Origin of the sequence: Microcystis sp. Msp_OC_L_20101000_S702 (genome assembly GCF_007095705.1) — a bacterium.
Classification (GTDB): Bacteria; Cyanobacteriota; Cyanobacteriia; order Cyanobacteriales; family Microcystaceae; genus Microcystis; species Microcystis ichthyoblabe_A.
Window position 1 is genome coordinate 1 of sequence record NZ_SFBO01000124.1, and the last position, 20,400, is coordinate 20,400.

General features: G+C 42.9%; 22 protein-coding genes. 8 read left to right on the plus strand and 14 right to left on the minus strand.

Annotated elements, in window-relative coordinates; translation table 11 throughout:
* Window positions 1–331: 331 nt before the first annotated feature.
* The 3 genes from EWV60_RS13445 to EWV60_RS13455 form a co-directional block, all read right to left on the minus strand.
* A complete protein-coding gene (locus EWV60_RS13445; RefSeq protein ID WP_002731987.1) occupies window positions 332–529 on the minus strand; it encodes a hypothetical protein in 198 nt (65 codons plus the stop codon).
* Window positions 530–560: 31 nt separating this feature from the next.
* Complete coding sequence (def, locus tag EWV60_RS13450) at window positions 561–1,136, minus strand: peptide deformylase (protein WP_002753471.1); 576 nt, start codon at window positions 1,134–1,136, stop codon at window positions 561–563.
* A 240-nt stretch (window positions 1,137–1,376) separates the two neighbouring features.
* Window positions 1,377–2,774, minus strand: a complete 1,398-nt coding sequence (locus tag EWV60_RS13455) for a serine/threonine protein kinase (RefSeq protein WP_287232759.1) — start codon at window positions 2,772–2,774, stop codon at window positions 1,377–1,379.
* 401 nt (window positions 2,775–3,175) lie between these two features.
* On the opposite strand from EWV60_RS13455, the gene crtE reads away from it, so the two are divergent.
* The 4 genes from crtE to EWV60_RS13475 all read left to right on the plus strand — a co-directional run bounded on the left by crtE (window position 3,176) and on the right by EWV60_RS13475 (window position 6,426).
* Window positions 3,176–4,105: a geranylgeranyl diphosphate synthase CrtE gene (gene crtE, locus EWV60_RS13460; RefSeq protein WP_130757677.1), complete on the plus strand. Its 930-nt coding sequence runs from the start codon at window positions 3,176–3,178 to the stop codon at window positions 4,103–4,105.
* Between the two features lie 17 nt (window positions 4,106–4,122).
* Window positions 4,123–4,575 carry a divergent PAP2 family protein gene (locus tag EWV60_RS13465; RefSeq protein WP_002748827.1) on the plus strand — a complete coding sequence of 151 codons (453 nt, stop codon included), beginning with the start codon at window positions 4,123–4,125 and terminating at the stop codon, window positions 4,573–4,575.
* Between the two features lie 64 nt (window positions 4,576–4,639).
* Window positions 4,640–5,782: an AAA family ATPase gene (locus EWV60_RS13470; protein WP_287232763.1), complete on the plus strand. Its 1,143-nt coding sequence runs from the start codon at window positions 4,640–4,642 to the stop codon at window positions 5,780–5,782.
* A gap of 2 nt (window positions 5,783–5,784) precedes the next feature.
* A complete protein-coding gene (locus EWV60_RS13475; protein WP_287232765.1) occupies window positions 5,785–6,426 on the plus strand; it encodes a DUF3226 domain-containing protein in 642 nt (213 codons plus the stop codon).
* 565 nt (window positions 6,427–6,991) lie between these two features.
* Here the strand turns inward: EWV60_RS13475 and EWV60_RS13480 are convergent.
* A complete protein-coding gene (locus tag EWV60_RS13480) occupies window positions 6,992–7,579 on the minus strand; it encodes a class I SAM-dependent methyltransferase (protein WP_002753461.1) in 588 nt (195 codons plus the stop codon).
* A 314-nt stretch (window positions 7,580–7,893) separates the two neighbouring features.
* Here EWV60_RS13480 and EWV60_RS13485 point away from each other — a divergent pair, with 314 nt between their 5' ends.
* Window positions 7,894–9,330 (plus strand): folate/biopterin family MFS transporter, encoded by a 1,437-nt coding sequence (locus tag EWV60_RS13485; RefSeq protein WP_002791252.1) that lies wholly within the window; start codon window positions 7,894–7,896, stop codon window positions 9,328–9,330.
* Between the two features lie 163 nt (window positions 9,331–9,493).
* Here EWV60_RS13485 and EWV60_RS13490 read toward each other — a convergent pair whose 3' ends face one another.
* Both EWV60_RS13490 and EWV60_RS13495 read right to left on the minus strand, forming a co-directional pair.
* Window positions 9,494–9,649, minus strand: a complete 156-nt coding sequence (locus tag EWV60_RS13490) for a type II toxin-antitoxin system HicA family toxin (RefSeq protein WP_287232767.1) — start codon at window positions 9,647–9,649, stop codon at window positions 9,494–9,496.
* Window positions 9,649–9,894 carry a type II toxin-antitoxin system HicB family antitoxin gene (locus EWV60_RS13495; RefSeq protein WP_002753457.1) on the minus strand — a complete coding sequence of 82 codons (246 nt, stop codon included), beginning with the start codon at window positions 9,892–9,894 and terminating at the stop codon, window positions 9,649–9,651. Before EWV60_RS13495 ends, EWV60_RS13490 begins: the two co-directional genes overlap by 1 nt.
* A gap of 245 nt (window positions 9,895–10,139) precedes the next feature.
* Here EWV60_RS13495 and EWV60_RS13500 point away from each other — a divergent pair, with 245 nt between their 5' ends.
* On the plus strand, window positions 10,140–10,439 hold the full coding sequence (locus EWV60_RS13500) for a type II toxin-antitoxin system Phd/YefM family antitoxin (RefSeq protein WP_002763657.1): 300 nt from the start codon (window positions 10,140–10,142) through the stop codon (window positions 10,437–10,439).
* Between the two features lie 233 nt (window positions 10,440–10,672).
* Here EWV60_RS13500 and EWV60_RS13505 read toward each other — a convergent pair whose 3' ends face one another.
* Window positions 10,673–11,377, minus strand: coding sequence for a PEP-CTERM sorting domain-containing protein (locus EWV60_RS13505; RefSeq protein WP_287232783.1), 705 nt, complete (start codon window positions 11,375–11,377; stop codon window positions 10,673–10,675).
* Between the two features lie 417 nt (window positions 11,378–11,794).
* Here EWV60_RS13505 and EWV60_RS13510 point away from each other — a divergent pair, with 417 nt between their 5' ends.
* A complete protein-coding gene (locus tag EWV60_RS13510) occupies window positions 11,795–13,966 on the plus strand; it encodes a glutamine synthetase III family protein (protein WP_287232770.1) in 2,172 nt (723 codons plus the stop codon).
* Window positions 13,967–14,080: 114 nt separating this feature from the next.
* Complete coding sequence (locus EWV60_RS13515) at window positions 14,081–15,550, plus strand: carotenoid oxygenase family protein (protein WP_287232772.1); 1,470 nt, start codon at window positions 14,081–14,083, stop codon at window positions 15,548–15,550.
* A gap of 44 nt (window positions 15,551–15,594) precedes the next feature.
* On the opposite strand, the gene EWV60_RS13520 is transcribed toward EWV60_RS13515, so the two are convergent.
* The 7 genes from EWV60_RS13520 to EWV60_RS13550 all read right to left on the minus strand — a co-directional run bounded on the left by EWV60_RS13520 (window position 15,595) and on the right by EWV60_RS13550 (window position 20,192).
* On the minus strand, window positions 15,595–16,470 hold the full coding sequence (locus tag EWV60_RS13520) for a Tab2/Atab2 family RNA-binding protein (protein WP_287232774.1): 876 nt from the start codon (window positions 16,468–16,470) through the stop codon (window positions 15,595–15,597).
* Between the two features lie 146 nt (window positions 16,471–16,616).
* A complete protein-coding gene (locus EWV60_RS13525) occupies window positions 16,617–17,636 on the minus strand; it encodes a glycosyltransferase (RefSeq protein WP_287232776.1) in 1,020 nt (339 codons plus the stop codon).
* Between the two features lie 165 nt (window positions 17,637–17,801).
* Window positions 17,802–18,119 (minus strand): DUF3593 domain-containing protein, encoded by a 318-nt coding sequence (locus EWV60_RS13530; RefSeq protein ID WP_287232778.1) that lies wholly within the window; start codon window positions 18,117–18,119, stop codon window positions 17,802–17,804.
* Window positions 18,112–18,423 (minus strand): DUF2499 domain-containing protein, encoded by a 312-nt coding sequence (locus tag EWV60_RS13535; RefSeq protein ID WP_061430498.1) that lies wholly within the window; start codon window positions 18,421–18,423, stop codon window positions 18,112–18,114. Before EWV60_RS13535 ends, EWV60_RS13530 begins: the two co-directional genes overlap by 8 nt.
* Before the next feature lie 149 nt (window positions 18,424–18,572).
* Entirely contained in the window at window positions 18,573–19,553 is a 981-nt protein-coding gene (gshB, locus tag EWV60_RS13540; RefSeq protein WP_287232779.1) for a glutathione synthase, read from the minus strand.
* Window positions 19,554–19,568: 15 nt separating this feature from the next.
* Window positions 19,569–19,829, minus strand: a complete 261-nt coding sequence (gene grxC, locus EWV60_RS13545; RefSeq protein WP_024970836.1) for a glutaredoxin 3 — start codon at window positions 19,827–19,829, stop codon at window positions 19,569–19,571.
* A gap of 63 nt (window positions 19,830–19,892) precedes the next feature.
* Window positions 19,893–20,192 (minus strand): hypothetical protein, encoded by a 300-nt coding sequence (locus tag EWV60_RS13550; RefSeq protein WP_287232782.1) that lies wholly within the window; start codon window positions 20,190–20,192, stop codon window positions 19,893–19,895.
* Window positions 20,193–20,400: the final 208 nt, after the last annotated feature.

Here is a 20,400-nt window from a genome sequence, read left to right on the forward strand (position 1 = left end):
ATTAGGGGTTTCAAGACCCCCCTAGCTGGTGCCGAGAAAACCTTCACCAGCTAAGTATTTTTACTCAAGTCTCTGGAGGGGGACAGCTTATGTGACAGTTGAGGGTGCGGAATGTGGGTAGTAAGTAGTCGTGCAAAATTAATTTCCTAGTGAAGATAGGCAATAGGCAATAGGCAAGAGCGGGGTTAGATATGTGTAATTAATTTTGCTGAGGCACTTAACTTTTTCTGGCAATTTATCCTGTAATTAAAACAGACAAAAGAGAGAAATAAATTCTCTCTTCTGCTCGTGAAAATTATGCCAATTTTTAGATAAACGAGGGGAATTTATTCTATTTGTAATTGGCTCTCGTGTCTTTAACCGCCGCCCAAAAAAATAGGGCTGTTAATGGTACACTTGCCGCTAGAATTAAGCCAGTGGTGGTATTGCCTAAATCCGGTTCTCCTGAACTAATTTCAAAGACACAACCCACACCAGCGATCGCTGCAATACAGGATAATAACAATAAAACGCCGCTTTTCGGGGTCATTTTCACTCCTCACCTAAATTAACTAATGCCTTTATTTTGTCACTTTCTCGACGGGTTTCACCGCTTGCACGGAAAAACCGTGTTTTTTTAATTCTTCATTGAGTGCCAAATCGTTATCGACTCTGTCCACGAACATGACACCATTAAGATGATCCATTTCGTGTTGAATTACCCGCGCTAGTAAACCGTTAGCTTGCAGTTTTCGCGGTTTCCCCTGTTCATCTTTATAACTCACTTCGATCGCTTGGGGACGGATGACATCTAAAAACACATCGGGAATACTCAAACAACCCTCTTCCGCTTTGCACAATTCCCGACTATAACCGATAATTTGGGGATTAATCAGAATTAAGGGCGTATTTTCGGGTTTATCGGGTTCACAATCGATGACAATCAATTGTTTATTGACTGCCACTTGCGGGGCTGCTAACCCGATACCATTGGCACTATACATAGTTTGCAGCATTTCTCTGGCTAATTGACGAATGCTGTCATCGACTTTAGCAATCCGCTTGGCCGGTTGACGCAAGACTCGATCGCCGAGATAATGCAGTTCTAAAGGGGATTTTTCTAATTTGCGTTTTTCTACGGTAATAGTGGCGCTCATAAACTTAATTATCGATGGGATGCACAATTTTGATTTTAGTCACTGGCTCTGGGGCATTTCTGAGGAAAAGGGAGAAAAAAACCCAGACCCTTCATAAAATTTTACACTGATCACAGACAGTTCGTCCATATCAGGGGGTGGGAAGTAGGAAACTTTTTCAGTAAGCAGTAATCAGTGGGGGAGAGGGGAAAAGGGAGAAGGGAGAAGGGAGAGGGGGAGAAAAAAGCTGATTGTAACTGGCTACTTATTAGTAATTGGTATTCCTAACCATTGGCTTAATTCCGCTGCTAACCATTCAATTTCGGGCTGACTCAGATATTCTTTTGTCCTAGTGCTAATAGTATATTCTTTAGTCCCTGCCCAAATAGTTAAAGCCATCGGTACATAAACTCGATCGCCATCACCATCTTTGGTATGATAACTATCAGCTTTCACCAGTTTATTAATATGTTCCCGTGCCATTTTCTTTTTGCCCGGAAGTGTCAAACCCCAAATTCGCTGATAGGTAACAATTTCTTGATTATTAATAGTTATAATTTCCTCCCCTTTGAGACAATAAATAATCTGGTAAAGCATTCCTAAACCCACATACCAAAAAGGCAAGGAAAAGAGCAGAAAAAACCAACTCATCCACAGAGGAATGGAAACTGCTCCTCCTGTCCATACTAATAAAAAAGCGTTCCAAGCGATAGCAAAGGTTCCAAGATAAATTAATTTAGGGGTAAAACCTTCGGGAGGTAAAGATATTTTAATTTTCTCCTCGCTTTTTTGCAACTGTACCCGACTCCCTGCGGGTTTTTCAAGGTTCGAGGAAGTTAATTGAATTTCGTGGAGAGTATTTAAAGCTTGATTTGCTGCCTGTGCTGAAATAAACCTTTTCTCGATACTAGGTTCAATTAACTGCCCTAACCAATGAACAAAAGCAGGGCTTAAATTGGCTAAATTATTTAATTGAATTTTGCCATCTTTTTGGGGTAAATCGGCGGGATGAATGCCTGTAGCTAGATAGATTAAAGTGGCTCCTAAACTGTATAAATCAGAAGCGGCAACGGTGCGACCACCGAATTGTTCTGGGGGCATATAACCGTAGGTTCCGACGATAGTTAAAGTGGCCTGTTCCTGTTGAGCAACAGTCTGGACAGAACCAAAATCAATTAAATAAACATTGCCGATACTATGACCCGATCGATCTTTTAATAAGATATTACTAGGTTTCAAATCCCGGTGGATAATTGGCGGGTTAAGTCCATGGAGATAAATTAAAATACCGAGGATAGATTTAGCTAATTCTTGCAGGTCTGATTCACTAAATTTGCGGCCATTTTCTATCTGTTCCTTGAGAGATTTAGCCTCGATATAACTCTGAACAAGAGCAAAACCTTGATAGGTATCGGTACGAACTTCAAAATAGTCGATATATTCGGGAATCGAGCGACAATCTAGATGTTTAAGAGTTTCGGCCTCCCGTTCAAAAAGTTTTAAATCTGTCCATTCAAAATCGGGACTGAAGATTAATAATTTGACGACAACAGTAGCGCCCGTTTTTAGATCTTGGGCGAGAAAAGTGCGTCTTCCAGTTTGTTTACCTAACTGATTTTGAATTTGGTATCGATCGCCTAAAATTTGCCCTGGCAGCATACAATATATTTCTAGGATAATCCTAATTATAGGTTAATCGAGAAATTTCTCAACTGCAAGCTAAGAAAACGGAAGTTTGACCGAATCATCAAAACTTCAACATCTCCCAGGATAACTGCGGCGAAATTCAATTGTATCACCCGTTTTTCGCTAATCTCTGGACTGGGGGAGGTATTTTTTCAGGTAAAAGAGAAAATAGGCATCAAAAAAAATTGACCTCTCTCGGCCTGGGGAATTTTAGTACAAATGTTCAGAATAGCAACTGCGGCGCTGCCATGTAGTCTGAAGGCGTAATTTAGACAGTCAACAGCTTAGGGGACAAGGGAGCAATCAGTTTAATTCCCATCGAGGTGGAGTTTCCTGATATAGTTTTAAAAGCAGTCGGTTCAAGACAAAAAGACATGGTTACTAGGGGCGAACGAGGAGTAGAAGTGAGGAAAAACGAGAGCTTTTCTCTGGCTTCCTATCTGGAGGAAAAGCGGTTGATTGTCGAGTCAGCTTTAGATAGCTCTTTAGTTATCGGCAATCCCGCCAAAATCTACGAGGCGATGCGCTATTCTCTCCTCGCCGGCGGTAAACGTCTGCGGCCGATTTTATGTCTGGCTACCTGTGAATTGATGGGGGGTTCCCTAGAGATGGCTTTACCCACCGCTTGCGCCCTAGAAATGATTCACACTATGTCATTAATTCATGACGATTTACCCGCCATGGATAACGATGATTACCGACGCGGGAAATTAACCAATCATAAGGTTTTTGGCGAAGATATCGCTATTTTAGCGGGGGATGGTCTCCTAGCCTACGCTTTCGAGTATGTGGCTACCCAGACTCGTAATGTACCTCCCCTACAGATTTTAGAGGTAATTGCCCGTTTAGGTCGCACTGTCGGGGCAGCGGGTTTGGTGGGAGGTCAGGTTTTAGACTTGGAATCCGAAGGAAAACCGGATATTTCGGCAGAAACTCTCGGTTTTATCCATACTCAGAAAACGGGGGCTCTGTTGGAGACTTCTGTGGTGTCGGGGGCAGTTTTAGCGGGGGCAAAAGCGGAAGATATAGCTAAATTAGCCCGTTATGCCCAAAATATTGGCTTGGCTTTCCAAATTATCGATGATGTTCTCGATATCACGGCGACCAAGGAGGAATTGGGTAAAACCGCCGGTAAGGATCTACAGGCACAAAAAGCTACCTATCCCAGTCTCTGGGGGATAGAAGGGTCTCGCCAGCAAGCTCAACAGTTAATAGATAGTGCCATCAATGAATTGAGTGGCTACGATGAGGCCGCTGAACCTTTACGGGCCATCGCCGAGTATATTGTTAATCGTAAAAATTAAATTAAACGAATGAGATTATGCAGGACTTCGAGCAGGTGTTACACAATCAAATACTGCTAGTCTCTCTTTTAGCTTGTTTCACTGCCCAGGGACTAAAAGCGCTGATTGAGTTAATCCGCGATGGTAAGGTGAGTCTGCGCTATCTAGTCTCGTCGGGGGGAATGCCTAGCGCTCACTCGGCACTGGTGGGGGCCTTGGCTACTGGGGTAGGATTACAGATGGGTTGGTCTAGTGCCGAATTTGCCATCGCTGCGCTTTTTGCGGTTATTGTTATGTATGATGCGGCCGGAGTGCGTCAGGCAGCAGGAAAACAGGCCCGGATTCTCAATCAAATTATCGATGAAATGTTCCAGGAGGGCAAGGAATTTAACGAGGAACGTTTAAAGGAATTAATTGGTCATACTCCTTTTCAGGTGCTGGTCGGTTTAAGTTTGGGTATCGGTATCGCCATGGTGCTGCTCTGTCATTAATTGAGGTGTTTTCTGAGGTTTAGATAAACTAGATTTAATAACGGAAAATCCGGGGTAATTACTCATGTTAGAATCCCTAAAAATTGAAGGCTTTCGCGGTTTTCAAAATTTTGAGATGGCCAATCTTGGTCGAATTAATCTCTTAGTAGGTAAAAATAATAGCGGTAAAACTTCTATTTTAGAAGCAATTCAGTTTTTGTATGTCCAAAATAATCTGGATATATTTCTTGAAACTATTAGCTATAGAGGCGAGTTTAGTTGGTCAGAAAGTAATCGCACTAAAGTTTTTGAAATTTGTCATTTATTTCCTGGGCATGAAATCATCCCAAGTAAGGAAATTATTATCATTGCATCTAGGGAATCACATCAGGAAAGTGTTACTATTTCTGTTAAAAGTATTCCTATACAACTATCTCTATTTTCAGACAAAAATGATGATTTAAATAATGATAATATTTTCGACGATGAGGAATGGAATAAACTTCTTTTAAGTATTAGATGGAGTCAATCACAAAAACCTATTGAACTGGAACTTCTTGCCAACGGTACTCTTGCCAGAGATTCCATAAGAAGAATGGCTAGTTTAAGCAGAATTTCCCATAAAATAGGTATTGATAATAAAATTGAATTGAGGTTCTTAACACCATTTTCTCTAACAAGTTCTGATATGGCGGCACTTTTTGACAACATTGTTCTCTCTCCTTTAGAAGATTTAATTATTGAATCTTTGAAAATTATTGAGCCAAAAATTGAAAGAATAGCCAGTATTGGTTCTGGCAAGTATTCAACTGCAAATAACCTAGGTGTTAGAGGTGGGTTTTTAATCAAAATTAAAAATCATGATCAACCTATACCTATTGGCAGTTTAGGCGATGGATTTTGGCGAATGTTAGGATTAGTTTTAGCGATGGTTAATCTTGAAAATGGAATTTTATTAGTTGATGAAATTGATAGCGGATTGCACTTTACTGTCATGACTGATATGTGGAAAGTCGTCTGGGAAACCGCTAAAAAACTCAATATTCAGGTATTCGCCACCACTCACAGCCGGGATTGTTGGCAAAGTTTAGCCGAATTAATTACCGAAGAAAAAATTACCGATAACGAGATTACTATTCAAAGGATAGATAAGGAAAAAAGCCAATCTGTAATCTTTGATCCAGAAGAAATTGTTATTGCCGCTACAAGTAATCTTGAGGTGCGGTAACAATGCCTAAAATAGAGACAAAAAAGTTATTAGTGGAAGGTGCAGAGGAATTGAGAGTTATTCCCCAATTAATGGAAGCAAATGGAGTTACTTGGAATAGAGGGGAAGAGCCACTGAATATCATAAATTGTGATGGTGTTGAAAATTTACTAAAACCTAAATACATCTCTGCACAACTAAAAACTCCTAACGGACTAACTCATTTAGGAATTGTCATAGATGCAGACGAAGAACCTGATAATCGTTGGAAAAGTTTATATAATGCCTGTTTACCAAATATACCTAACTTACCTCAAAATTTACCAGCAGCGGGATTAATTATAACTCTAGAATCGGGGATAAAATTCGGTGTGTGGATGATGCCCGATAATCAATCTAGAGGAATGTTAGAGACTTTTTTAGCCTATTTAGTTCCCGATAATAATCTTTGGCAATATACACAAAACAAGGTGATAGAGGCAAAACAACAAGGGGCAACCTATAGGGATTATCATCTAGATAAGGCTAATATTCATACCTATTTAGCTTGGCAAGATCCGCCGGGGAAACAACTTCACGATGCAGTAAAACAAAGAATACTTAATCAATCCTATCCCCAATCAGCAAATTTTTTGAGATGGTTACAGGAGTTATACGAGATTTGAGAGAACTATGGCTCCAGATGGGAATGACAGCAACTATTGTAGTCAACCCAAGCAAGAGTAACCTTTGGGGTGGTTGGGTTTCGCTTAAACAAGCGACTTGAGGTATTTTCGACCCGCTATTGTTGCGCTCAACCCAACCTAGGAGGCGATGCGATCGCACTATATTACCCTCAAATATAGCGATCGCAAGAAACTTTCCCAATAACACGACAATAAGTCTGTTATGCCGATTAGCACATTTTTTTATGAACCCTCCACCACTACCAGAGCAGCGATCATACTAATGTAAGAAGTAGATGATCTATCCCCAATTAAGTGCTAATCTGGCAGAGGATATTAGATCACCTAGACTTATCAACTTTAATGAATGAGTAGGGTGCGTTCCCCAAAATCGATCGGTGCAGTAGTAGAACTGACCTTAGGGAACGCACCCTACGGCTACGGCAATAGCGATCGCACTATTTTCTTTCACTAAAATCGGGTTTTAACAGGTCAAAAGCCTTATTTTGAAAGGGTTTTACCATTATTTAGCAAACCCTAGGTAGGCCATACAAAACGATTGCTGTTAGTCAGGAGGGAGGTTGAAAAGTAATCGTGTATCATGGTCTGGTGCCACTTTGAATGCCAAAGCAGACACTTCAAGATTGCCAGCGGCACTATATATCTTTGAAAAGCCCGCCTTTTGCAAGGCTTTCAACAACGATTTATGTGTAAAACCGGTCTTATGGGCAAAAAAGTCTTTTTTACTGCGCTCGATTTCAACGCTATAACCGTAAAGGACATCTAGAACCATAATTGGCCCTGCCGGTGATTGATACAGGACATCATCAATATCTAAACCCCTGTCAATTGTGATCCGCATCAGTTCCTGGATGTCCGGGACCCGAATATGTGCAAAACCGCCGTCCTTAAGTACGTGTAGGAACCCAGCTAGGACTCTCTGTACATCGTGTCGGTAGTAGTGTTCAAGGTTATGTGAGCAGTAAACAGCGTCAAACTGACCACTTTCAAGGGTGGTAAGATTACGCGCATCGCACACAATATCTGGTGAACCTTTCGGGTCAATATCGAGCAGCAAGTGTTCAAATTCTGAATATTGGGGCGGAAGCGGAATCGCCTTGCTGTTGCCACCTACGTTTAGAACTTTTTTCATCTCTCGCCTTTGTTGGTAAACCTAACTGAGGATTATACGGAAAGTTTCCCTGTATCACATCAAATACACATTAAAAAAAATCTTTCCGTATATTAATAGAGCGATCGCAAAAAACTTTCCCAATAACACGACAATGAGTCTGTTATGCCGATTGGGAATAGAGAAGTGGAGAGCAGGGAAATTCAACTAAAACCCTAAAACCCAATACCCAACCGCCAGAACCTAAAGCTCAACAGCCAAACCCTAACAGCTAACGCACCGATCGAGCGATCAATCATTATTATAGAGACAGTAACAAATATTTATGAAACTTCATGCTTATTAATCGCCTTGGCATCGATCGCGGGAAAAAATTCCTTAAAGAGAGTATCTTGTTCGGAAATGACCCTAATCCCGAATTAATTGGCATTTTAGGGGTTTATTTCGTCCAGGGCATTCTCGGACTCTCCCGATTAGCGGTTAGCTTCTTTTTAAAAGACGATTTGGCCTTGAGTCCCTCCCAGATGGGGGCATTAATCGGAGTGGCGGCGATTCCTTGGGTGATTAAACCAGCTTTTGGCTTTCTTTCGGATGGTTTGCCTATTTTCGGCTATCGTCGTCGGCCCTACCTCATTTTATCGGGAATTCTCGGGGTTTTAGCTTGGTTGGCCCTAGCCACTGTGGTGGAGAATGCTTGGCAAGCGGCGGCGGCGATCCTGCTTGGTTCCCTTTCTGTCACCATTAGTGATGTCATCGTCGATTCTTTGGTAGTAGAAAGGGCCCGCAGAGAGTCCTTCACTCAATCCGGCTCTCTACAGTCCTTAACTTGGGGAATATCGGCCCTAGGCGGCTTAATTACGGCTTATCTGGGAGGTTGGTTACTGGCACACCTCGGCACTCGTCCTGTCTTCGCTCTTACGGCTATTTTTCCCCTGATTGCCTCAGCCATGGCGTTTTTAATTACAGAGGAAAAAATCAAGAATAACAATGATTCACAATCAACGCCCAAAGTCAAGGAGCAAATCGGGCAATTATGGTCAGCAATTAGACAAAAATCAATTTTATTACCCACTGCCTTTATTTTTCTCTGGCAGGCTACCCCTAGCGCCGATTCTGCCTTTTTCTACTTCACCACCAACGAGTTAGGATTTGAACCGGAATTTTTAGGACGAGTGCGCTTAGTCACCAGTTTAGCCTCGATCCTGGGCATCTGGGTATATCAACGGTTTTTAAAAGCGATTTCCTTTCGTTTAATTTTGGGTTGGAGTACGGTGATTTCTGCGCTTTTAGGGATGACTACCCTACTCTTAGTTACCCATACTAATCGAGCGCTCGGTATTGACGATCATTGGTTTAGTTTGGGGGATAGTCTCATCCTCACCGTCATGGGACAAATTGCCTTTTTACCCGTCTTAATTTTATCGGCCCGTCTTTGTCCCGTGGGCATTGAAGCATCTCTATTCGCTTTATTAATGTCTATCTGGAATATGTCAGGATTAGTTTCCCAAGAAATCGGCGCTTTATTAACCCATTGGTTGGGAGTCACCGAAACTAATTTTGATAACCTTTGGTTATTGGTAGTGATTACTAATCTCTCTACTCTCCTACCTTTACCCCTAATTAAATGGCTACCTTCTACGGATCCGCAATCTCAGGAAGTCAAGAAAACTTTTCCCCCCGCAGAAGTCTTTGAACATCATGTTACTGGTTCTTTAGCTGAACCCGGTTTTATTCCCGAACTTGTCCCCGAATTAATCGAGACAAGAGATTGACAGTTCAGAAAAGGGGTTTCTTTGAGAAACCCCTTTTCTATGGCATTCATCTTGCTTAATTGAGAACAGTTTTTAACTTTTCCAAGACAGAATTGTTTAACGTAATTTTTCCCATTCTTCTCTACTAATATTTGCTTGTTGTAAAATTTTAGCCAGCAAGCTTTTACTGAATATCTCCTTGGTGTGGATTAGGAATCCAGATTTTTAATTTTCCCTGCACCATATATTGATGATTTCCTCCTACCAGAGGACCAGAAAATCCCAGCTTTCTCAACTGGCGAATTAACTCTTTCCTTTTGATGGGGGCAAAAGGTGGCATCAGGCGATTTTTTGTTGAGGGGTTAGATTGATACCGTCAACAATCGGTAACTGATGCTGTAAGCGTAGTCCTAAAATAACCCAGCCTTCCAAAACTTCCTGTAACTGTTCCTTAGTAGCTTCGAGGGTTGTTTCATTAGCATATACTCCCTCAAATCCCGGAATTTCTCCATAAAAAGTACCGTCTTCTAGAACTTCATAGGTTGCCAGTTCCATTGCTTGTTTTAGATATTTTGTTAGCATCATTGACAGGAATAAAGCTCGGTGATTGTCTCGAAGATTGTCGATTTGATGATCAGTTGTTTTGACTCTGGCGATAATTTTGCCATTTTTCTCAGCTTACCATACTGGCCAATCTACTGATTCCAGTCTAGCGCGAGTTAGCAATCCCTAGCGATCGCCCTAAGTCCAGAAAACGGGTTTCTCAAAGAAACCCGTTTTCTCAGTTGATGAAATAAGCTAAAATCGAATCAACTCGTTGCCATTGCTTTATGTTTTCTATCCAAACTACCTACACTCAAGCTCAAGAAAATTTAGCGAGCCTTCTGGATCGATTGGAAAGCGAGAATAGTATGGCGATTATTACGCGCCCTGGTCATAAAGATATGGCACTATTAAGCGCAGAGGAATTAACTGGCTTATTAGAAACCGTTTATCTTTTGCGATCGCCTGCGAATGCGAGAAAGTTATTGGCAGCACTGGAACGTTCAATGGAGAGGGACGTTCAAACAATACCGGGACAGACAGTTACAGAACTTTGTCAGGAGTTAGGAATTGAACGCCAAGAGTAGGGCAATTGTCTTTGATCACCAATTTCGAGAAGATTTAAGATGGTGGTATAAAACAGATAAAAAAGCTGATTAAGAAAACGGGTTTCTCAAAGAAATCCGTTTTCTTCCGTTTTCTTCTCAAAGAAACCCGTTTTCTCAGTTCCAATGGCGCTTAAACAGAAAACGGGTTTCTCAAAGAAATCCGTTTTCTTCTCAAAGAAACCCCTTTTCTATGACACGGATTGGGGAACTAATTAAGCTTTGTCGCTGTCTGGCTTTGGCATTAACTGGCGTTTAACCAATGCAACCAAGCCTAACAATCCTAAACCTAGAACGGTACTAGGTTCGGGAACTGCTTTCCCTGCTGGTTGGAACTCAATGTTATCGACAACTTCAATCAAGCCAGAAGTGCCAGCAGGGGTGGGAACCGCTACATTGTAGAAGAAGGTTGCCATGTCAAAATATTGACCTGGCCCACTAGCAGCAAATGAGATGGTTTGATTCATGATGTCGTCGCGGTTCATCGGGACAGAGACGAAACCAACTTGGGTTGCCCCTAGAAAGAGGGTCAGTTCGGCTGTATCACCAGGACTAGAAAAGGAAGGATCGTCGTTGCCGAAATCTAAGGAGAGCGACTTCATCAGATGAGAGAAGTTCATTTTGAGGGCGCTGGCATCGTCAACTCGCACTGCAAGGCTCTGACCATTTCCTTGAACGCCAAAATTACCGATAACAAGATCTGCTCCCAGAGTGTCACTGAAGGAAACTAATTGGGAATCGGGGGGATTACTGACAAACCCGTTAGGAACGGATACCGAAGGATCGGTCTCAAAGGTAACGAACTCCGCAGCAGTGGCTGGTTTGACAGTAGCAAGGCCAAGGACAGCGATCGCGCTAACTGTGCCAGCGAAGACAACACCAGCCAGAGAGAGAGATTTGAAGTTAGTTGTAAAATTCATGGGCAATTTTGGGTAAATTACACCAGCATTTTACCCCCCCCCCCGATTTTGTCAAATATCGCTTTTTTATCGATTGCATAGATGTATAGAGTTTTATCTCCAGAAAACGGGTTTCTCAAAGAAACCCGTTTTCTCAGTGCGATCGCTTGTGGAAGATCGGGTTTGGGATATTTGTAATCTTTGATACAAAGCTCTGGATTATCTGTTCTTAAGATGAAGGCTGGTGTTGCTAATTGATCGGGAAAGAGGCCGGCGCAAGCAGATAAAAACCGCAGAGAAGCTTGTGCCGTGGGATCAAAATTATTAAGCGGAGAATAGCCTCTGACCGGAATTCAACATCAAAATCAGTAGGAAACTTGTCATCGCCTAAGTAAAGTAACCCTTCATCCACGACACAACAAAATAGGAAAAATACTTATGAGTTATGGAACGCGTGTTCAAGCTATCTCTCAAGTAACGGATCGTAAACCCCTACCTAGCAAAATTCCTCAGCGTTTAGAGGCCCTGTGGGCAACCGATGTTTTTACCCTGAGCAAAATGCAGGCCAGTCTTCCCAAAGATGTATTCAAATCGGTCAAAAACACGATTTTAACCGGGGGAAAATTAGACGTTTCCATCGCCAGTGCGGTAGCGGCTGCGATGAAGGATTGGGCCACGTCCAAAGGGGCGCTGTACTATGCTCATGTCTTCTATCCGATGACCAACGCCACCGCCGAAAAACACGATGGTTTTATCTCCGTGCAGAGCGACGGTTCAGTGATCACAGAATTTACGGGCAAAGTCTTAGTACAGGGGGAACCGGATGGGTCCTCCTTTCCTAACGGCGGCCTTCGCTCCACCTTTGAAGCGCGGGGTTACACCGCTTGGGATGTCACCAGTCCGGCCTACGTCATGGAGACGGATAATGGTGTCACCCTGTGTATCCCCACGGTTTTCATCTCTTGGACAGGAGAGGCCCTCGACAAAAAAACGCCGCTTTTACGCTCGATTTCATCGATGAGTAAAGCCGCCACCAGGGTGCTTAAACTATTAGGACATACGGAAGTCGTCCCCGTTAACTCCAGCTGCGGCGCTGAACAGGAATATTTCCTAGTCGATGCTCATTTTGCCCATAGTCGCCCCGATTTATTGCTCACCGGTCGCACCCTATTTGGTAAACCCGCCGCTAAGGGTCAACAGTTCGACGATCATTATTTTGGCGCGATTCCCGAACGGGTTCAGGTGTTTATGCAGGAAGTAGAGGAAAGAATGTATCGCCTCGGCATTCCGGCCAAAACCCGCCATAATGAAGTCGCCCCCGGACAGTTCGAGATTGCGCCCTTTTTCGAGGCTGCTAACGTGGCCAGTGACCATCAGCAGTTAATTATGACTTTGCTGAAAAGTACGGCTAAAAAACACGGTTTTGTTTGCCTACTGCACGAAAAACCCTTTGCGGGAATTAATGGTTCGGGAAAACACGTTAACTGGTCTGTCGGCAACGCCACCCAGGGCAATTTGTTGGATCCGGGCGATACTCCCCACGCTAATATGCAGTTTTTGTTATTCTGTGGGGCGGTGATTCGTGGTGTTCACAAGTACGGGCCGCTTTTACGCGCAGTGGTGGCTACCGCCAGCAATGATCACCGTTTGGGGGCAAATGAAGCTCCTCCCGCCATTATTTCCGTATATTTGGGCAGCCAGTTAGAAAAGGTATTCGAGCAAATTAGTCAAGGCCGAATTGAGGGTTCTGATGCTCCGGGGTTGATGGATCTCGGTGTCGATACCCTGCCGGTATTCCCCAAGGATCCGGGCGATCGCAATCGTACCTCTCCTTTTGCTTTTACGGGCAATCGCTTTGAATTCCGCGCTGTGGGTTCTAATCAGTCAGTGTCTGGGCCGCTGGTGGCGATGAACACGATTCTAGCCGATTCCCTGACTTGGGTGGCGGATAACCTAGAAAGCCGGATGAAAGCTGGGGAAGATCTCAATACTGCTGCCCAGGGTGTTCTCAAGGAGATCATGGACAAACACAGAAATGTGATCTTCGGAGGTAACGGATATTCCCAAGAATGGCACAAAATGGCGGTAGAAGAGCGCGGTTTAGCTAATCTCCGCACCACTGCCGATGCTTTACCCGTGCTGAGGGCCGATTATATTGAAGAACTGTTTACCCGCATGGGTGTGCTTACCCCCGTTGAACTGGAAAGTCGTTTTGATGTCTATGCGGAACAGTATTTGCTGGCCATCGAAGTGGAGGCGAAACTGGTGGTGAGTATGGCTAAAACGATTATTTATCCGGCTGCTGTTCGCTACTTGTCGGAATTGTCCTCGGCGATCTCTAACGCGGCGGCGATCGGCATCGAGATCAATAAGGAAAGCGCCCAAACCGTCTCGAATCTGATTAAGTTAATGATGGATAGCGTTGCCAAACTGAGTGAGGCCATTGCTAAACACGATTTTGACTCGATCGAGGAACATATGCAGCATTCCGCTCAAACAATCCGTCCCTTGATGGATAAGGTGCGCGAATATGCCGACACACTGGAAGGAGAAGTGGCCGACAATTTCTGGCCCCTACCTACCTATCAAGAAATGTTGTTTGTTAAATAACATGACGACAAGGAGGGGGTAAATGGGCTGAAAAAATGATTGGCCACCCCCTTCTTTTTATCTCTGGTAGTTTTAAGTTATGTTAAGAAAAGTAAATATAAACTTAAAACTACCATGGTATTAACTCCGACAATTGGCGAAAAATCCTATAATCGTCAGGATTGGCAAAAAGGCTATCAATCCCAACCTAACGAGTACGATTACGAGGTAGAAGATATCGAGGGGCAAATTCCCCCCGATTTACAGGGTACAGTCTTTAAAAACGGCCCCGGTTTACTCGATATCGCTGGCACGGCGATCGCTCATCCCTTCGATGGGGATGGTATGATCAGCGCGATTAGCTTCAATCATGGGCGTGTACATTATCGTAATCGTTTTGTTAAAACCCAAGGTTATCTCCAGGAACAGAAAGCGGGAAAACCCCTTTATCGCGGTGTTTTCGGCACGAAAAAACCGGGGGGAGTTTTCGGCAATGCTTTTGATTTGCGTCTGAAAAATATTGCTAACACTAATGTTATCTACTGGGGTGATAAATTACTGGCACTTTGGGAAGCGGCTGAACCCCATCGCCTCGATTCTAAAACCCTTGATACTATTGGTTTAGACTACCTCGATGGTATCTTGGAAAAAGGCGATGCTTTTGCCGCTCATCCTCGCATCGATCCCGCTTGTATTTTCGATAATCATCAACCTTGTCTGGTAAATTTTGCCATCAAAACGGGTTTGTCGAGTGCCATTACTCTCTACGAAATTAGTCCCACGGGTAAGTTATTACGTCGTCATACCCACAGCATACCGGGCTTTTGTTTTATCCACGATTTTGTTATTACTCCCCACTACGCTATCTTTTTCCAAAACCCGGTTGGTTATAATCCTTTTCCCTTTCTTTTTGGGTTAAAAGGTGCGGGAGAATGCGTTATCAATCAACCGGACAAGTTAACTAAGATTATTATTATCCCCCGGGATCCTAACAAAGGAGAAGTGAAAGTTTTAGAAAGTCCATCGGGTTTTGTCTTCCATCATAGCAATGCTTTTGAACAAGGGGAGAAAATTTATATTGATTCTATTTGTTATCAATCCTTACCACAACTGGATTCAAATAGCAATTTTCAATCGGTAGATTTTGATAGTTTAGCTCCCGGACATCTGTGGCGATTTACACTAAATTTATCAGAAAATACCGTTACAAGAGAATGTATTCTAGAGCATTGTTGTGAATTTCCCAGCATTAATCCTGCAAAAGTTGGTCGAGATTACCGTTATTTATACATCGCTGCCGCTCATCATGCCACCGGTAACTCTCCTTTGCAAGCAATCTTAAAACTGGACTTATTAACGGGAGAAAAACAGTTACATTCTTTTGCTCCCCGGGGATTTGCAGGTGAGCCAATTTTTGTGCCTAAACCCGATGGAATCGCTGACGATGATGGTTGGTTATTGGTAGTCACTTACGATGCAGCCAATCATCGATCGAATGTGGTAATCTTAGATGCTAAAGATATCACTAATTCCCTAGCAGTTATCCATCTTAAACATCATATTCCCTACGGGTTACACGGTAGTTGGACTAGACAATGTTTTTAAGTTAATTCTGTGGGGGTGGATTGAAAACCCACCCTGACTAAACTTTACTCTTGAGAGCCTTCTTGTAGTAGCCAAAAACCAGCGAAGGATTCCGATTCAGGGTTAGATTGAACGGCTAAAAAATGCAGATTATTGGCTTTTTGTTTAGCTTCTTCAAAGTTTTTGGCTTCCTTTAAAGTCTCGGTATTAGTGACGTTGACGAGAATCCAGCTATCACTAGCACCCGTTTCTAAACGTAGCACGGGACGGGAACCAGTTTCTAACTTTAAATAGGCCATTTCTAACCCTGACATCCAACCAGCTAGGGGTAAAGCGCGGGGGGAAAAAATAACTAAACCGGGGATTTTTAGATTCTCATCTAACCCCATTCCCAGTATAGGCAAATTTTCTCCGAAGCTAATATCCCAATCTTTTAAATCATTAAAAGAAGACAATTCTAGCGTAACAAAAGCCCATTTATCTGCCTTATCTCCCCGGACAGCATCGGGAAGGGGAACAGCATTTAAAGGGGGATAATTAACGGAAGCAGTTTTAGTTAAATTTTGATCATAACCAACTTCTTGGGGGTAGAAATTAACCATTCTTTCTTCTATCCATCTAGTTAAAGCATGAGTGCGACGACTAGGGGAAGCGGGAATACCGATATCCTCACAAGCTTTGCTAATCATGTTATTCATCTGACGACGGAAAAAGCGAATTTTTTTGGGAGTTACCCCCGCTGCCTTGATAGCTGCAGTAATTGCCTCTCCTAACCATTGGGAATTAACCATCGTATTAGGACAATAACTGGCATATTTAAATATTGTATCGGAGGAGCGATCGATTGTTGCCGGAGTTTCACAGATTAATAATTCCCATCTTTTTTTATTATTTTCATCCACCACCGGCCGCGAATAAAAATCAAGTTCCCAAATAGTCATATTTTTTTCAGTTATCAGTTATCAGTTATCAGTTATCAGTTATCAGTGATTCAGTTATCAGATTTGAGTTTTCAGTGAACAATATTAAGTGGTAAGTTCCGAGATGTCTTTTCACTGATTACTGTTTACTGATTACTGTTTACTGCTCACTGCTCACTGAAAAATCCCCTATTCCCGACAACAGTACGAACGCGGTAGATAGGACGTTTTTGGGATTCATGGTAAGTTCGCATCAAAATTTCTGCCAAAAGACCAAAACAGAGTAATTGTACCCCAGTTAAAAAGAATAACACGGCCAGGATTAACAAAGGTCGATCGCCGATTTCTTGTCCGAAACCGAGTTTGAGAATAGTCAGATAAGTGCCTAGAATAATCCCCACTACCATCGATAACAGTCCGTAGAGTCCAAAAATGTGCATCGGACGGGTGAGGAACTTTTTCATAAAAAAGACAGTAAATAAGTCCATAATCACGCGAATTGTGCGACCTAAACCATATTTACTCTGTCCGAACCGTCTAGCGTGGTGATTAACGGGAATTTCGGTTATTTTTGCCCCTTCAATAAAAGCCAATGCGGGTAAAAAGCGATGTAATTCCCCGTAGAGATTCATATCGGCGATTAATTCGGCTCGATAGGCTTTCAAAGAACAACCGTAGTCCTGTAATTTGACCCCTGTTACCTTTGCTATCAGCCAATTAGCTATTTTTGAGGGTAAAAGCCGTTTTACCCGGTCATCTTGGCGATTTTTGCGCCAGCCACTCACGAGGTCATAACCTTCCTCTAATTTGGCCAATAATAGGGGTATATCATTGGGATCGTTCTGTAAATCGCCGTCGAGGGTAATGATGACCCGTCCCGTGGCATAATTAAATCCGGCAGCCATAGCCGGGGTTTGTCCGTAGTTGCGTCGCAATATTACCGCCTTGAGATCATCGCGATTTTTGGCTAAATTAGTTAAAACCTCGGTGGAACCATCCTTAGAACCGTCGTCAACACAGATTATCTCGTAGTTAATTTGATGAGAACGCAAAATCGTGGCGATACTCTCGACGAGATGGGGAATACTGTCCACTTCGTTATATATGGGAACCACTACCGATAAAGTCTGGATGGCAGCCTGCGGGTTTGGTTCGTTGACACTGATGGACGGTGTAATCGGGGACATATTTGACTGACGCGGGGACGTTTTGGGGCGATTGTATCACAATTCAGTTATCAGTTATCAGTTATCAGTTATCAGTCATCAGATGTGAGTTGTCAGTTCACTGATTACTGTTTACTGTTCACTGTCCACTGTTCCCTGAAAATACCCCCCACTTCCCACTTCCCATTATCCACTCCCTGTTCCCTGTTCACTGCTCCCTGTTTGCTTTTTGGCTAAAATTGCCTGACGAAAACCTAGGACGACGAGAATATTGGAGAGGGTGAGGAAAAGTTCGGCGCTGCCGTGTAACCAATCGACGTTGGCTAATTCTTGACCATAGTGGATTTTGGCGTAGATACCGGCAGGAATGGTGATAAAAACGAAGATTAACAGCACATAAAAGCCAATTAGGGCTAAAAGAGGCATTTTTCCCGAACGAGTGACAAACCAAAGAAACCCCAGATAGGGAAACAGGGAAATGGCAAATAAACTGTCTTTATTCATTGTTAACGCTAATTTTACTGGAACGCCACAGCCACCAACCGGCAGCACAGAGGGTAAAATTTCCTAAGACAGTCATGGCTGCCTGTAGGGTGACTAACCAGGATAAGGCACTGATATTATCAAAAAAATGCCATGTACAGGCACACATGGCCCCAATTAAAGCGGGTAACATCCCCCAAGATAACATTCGCCACGATCGATCGCTACTGATGTCGCTATAGGTCCAGACTAACCAGATTGCCGCTATCCATTCTACGACACTCGATACATGAACCATCCACGTCGGTATTGATAAAGCATTCATTTTTTTACAGTTATCAGTTATCAGTGGGTAAGTTATCAGTTATCAGATTTGAGTTTTAAGTGAGCAGTATTAAATAGAAGTTTCCTACTCTCTTATCTCGTTCCCATGTTCTACCTGAAGGATACTTTAAGAGCCTTAAATATTGTGTGTCAAGGCAGAGCCTTGGCACCAGCAAAACTTTCTAGCCATTGAATTACCTGTTGAGCTAAACTAACATTGTTTAATCGATCGATCTCGCGAATGCCGGTGGGACTGGTGACATTAACTTCCGTCAGATAGCCACCAATCACATCTAATCCGACAAAATATAGGCCATCTTCTCGTAATTTTGGGGCTAAAGTGGCACAGATTTCTAATTCTCGATCGCTGATTTCTGTTTTTGCTACTCGTCCACCCACGGCCATATTACCGCGAAATTCTGAACCGGTGGGAATGCGATTAACTGCCCCGATCGGTTCACCATTGAGGACAATAATGCGTTTATCTCCTTCTTTGGCAGCTGGTAAATAATCTTGAATCATTACTGGTTCTTGTCCCCATTTTGTGCTAATTTCAATCATTGAATTGAGATTGCGATCTTCGGGACTAAGAAATAAAATTCCCTCCCCTGCTTTGCCACCTAAAGGTTTCATAACTGCCGCCCCTTTTTGGTTAACAAATTCCCTAATTGTCGCTTTATCTTGGGAAACAATTGTGGCAGGCATTACCTGAGCAAAGTGAATAGTATATAACTTTTCGTTGGCATGGCGTAAACCCCTAGTTGAGTTAATTACTTGGGTTTTTTGGGGGTCAATCAAGTCTAATAAATAGGTGGCATAAAGATAAGCAATTGTCACGGGTGGGTCTTTTCGCATCCAGACAAAATCGAAGTTTTCTAGGCAGGTAAAAACTGTCTCTTGTCTTTGATACCATTGAGATACAGCCACCCAATGATTATCTTTTAACTCCACAGGAACCAGTTCAATTTTAGTCAGTTTTGCCCAAGCTTTTCCCGCAATTGCACTGAGAGCCGTGATGGAAGTTATCCAGATTTCATGACCTAATAGTTGGGACGCTTCCATGATAGCTACACTGGTATCATGGCCCGGATCTAGATACTCGATCGGATCGATAATAAAGGCTAGTTTCATTAATAGTTTTTATCCTTAATTCTGCAACAGGGGAGCTAAACCACCACTTCTCTCTAAAGCATAGATGTCATCGCAGCCCCCGATGTGTTGATCGTTTATGAAAATTTGTGGTACGCTTGTACGTCCATTGGCGCGATCGGACATTTTGGCTCGCGATCCTTCATCGCCATCGATACAATATTCGGTAAACTCCACCCCTTTTTTCTTGAGTAATGCTTTAGCGCGGATACAGAAAGGACAGGAACTCCAAGTATAGATCTCAACATTAGCGGCCATAAAATTTATCTCCCTTCTTTACATATCTTAAATTTTAGCCGATAACCGAGCAGTGATCTTCCTTCAGGTCAGAAAACGCCAATTAGGGCGATTCCACCGATATATTCCTTGTATTTCCCATTCTTCACCGTTTTGAAAGCGAATACGGCAACTAACAGGGGGGGAGTCATCCTCACTTTCATTTACTTCTATTACCTCACAGGGAAACCAGTCGCAACTATCGGCAGCTTCTGCGGGAATCCATTCCCATAATCCATTAGACACCTCGATCGCATCTCCTACCTGTAATTTTTCTCTGGTTAACCTTAATTTTTGTAAATATTCTTGCCAATGAATCGGTTTTATGCTATTCAACCAAGCCAAGCCATACCGATCGCGGATAAATTGTACCGCACCGGAAGGGCGATCGTTAAGCCAATCATTGAGAAGGGAACTTTTCCAAGCTAAATTTTCCGGCTCTTCGTTACCCTTTATGCTAAATCAACAGACAAGATGCCAAGACAACATACTTCTAACCCAAAAATTCCGAAAGTTTCTAAAGCCATAGCCTCTCCGTTTTATTAGTTTAAGT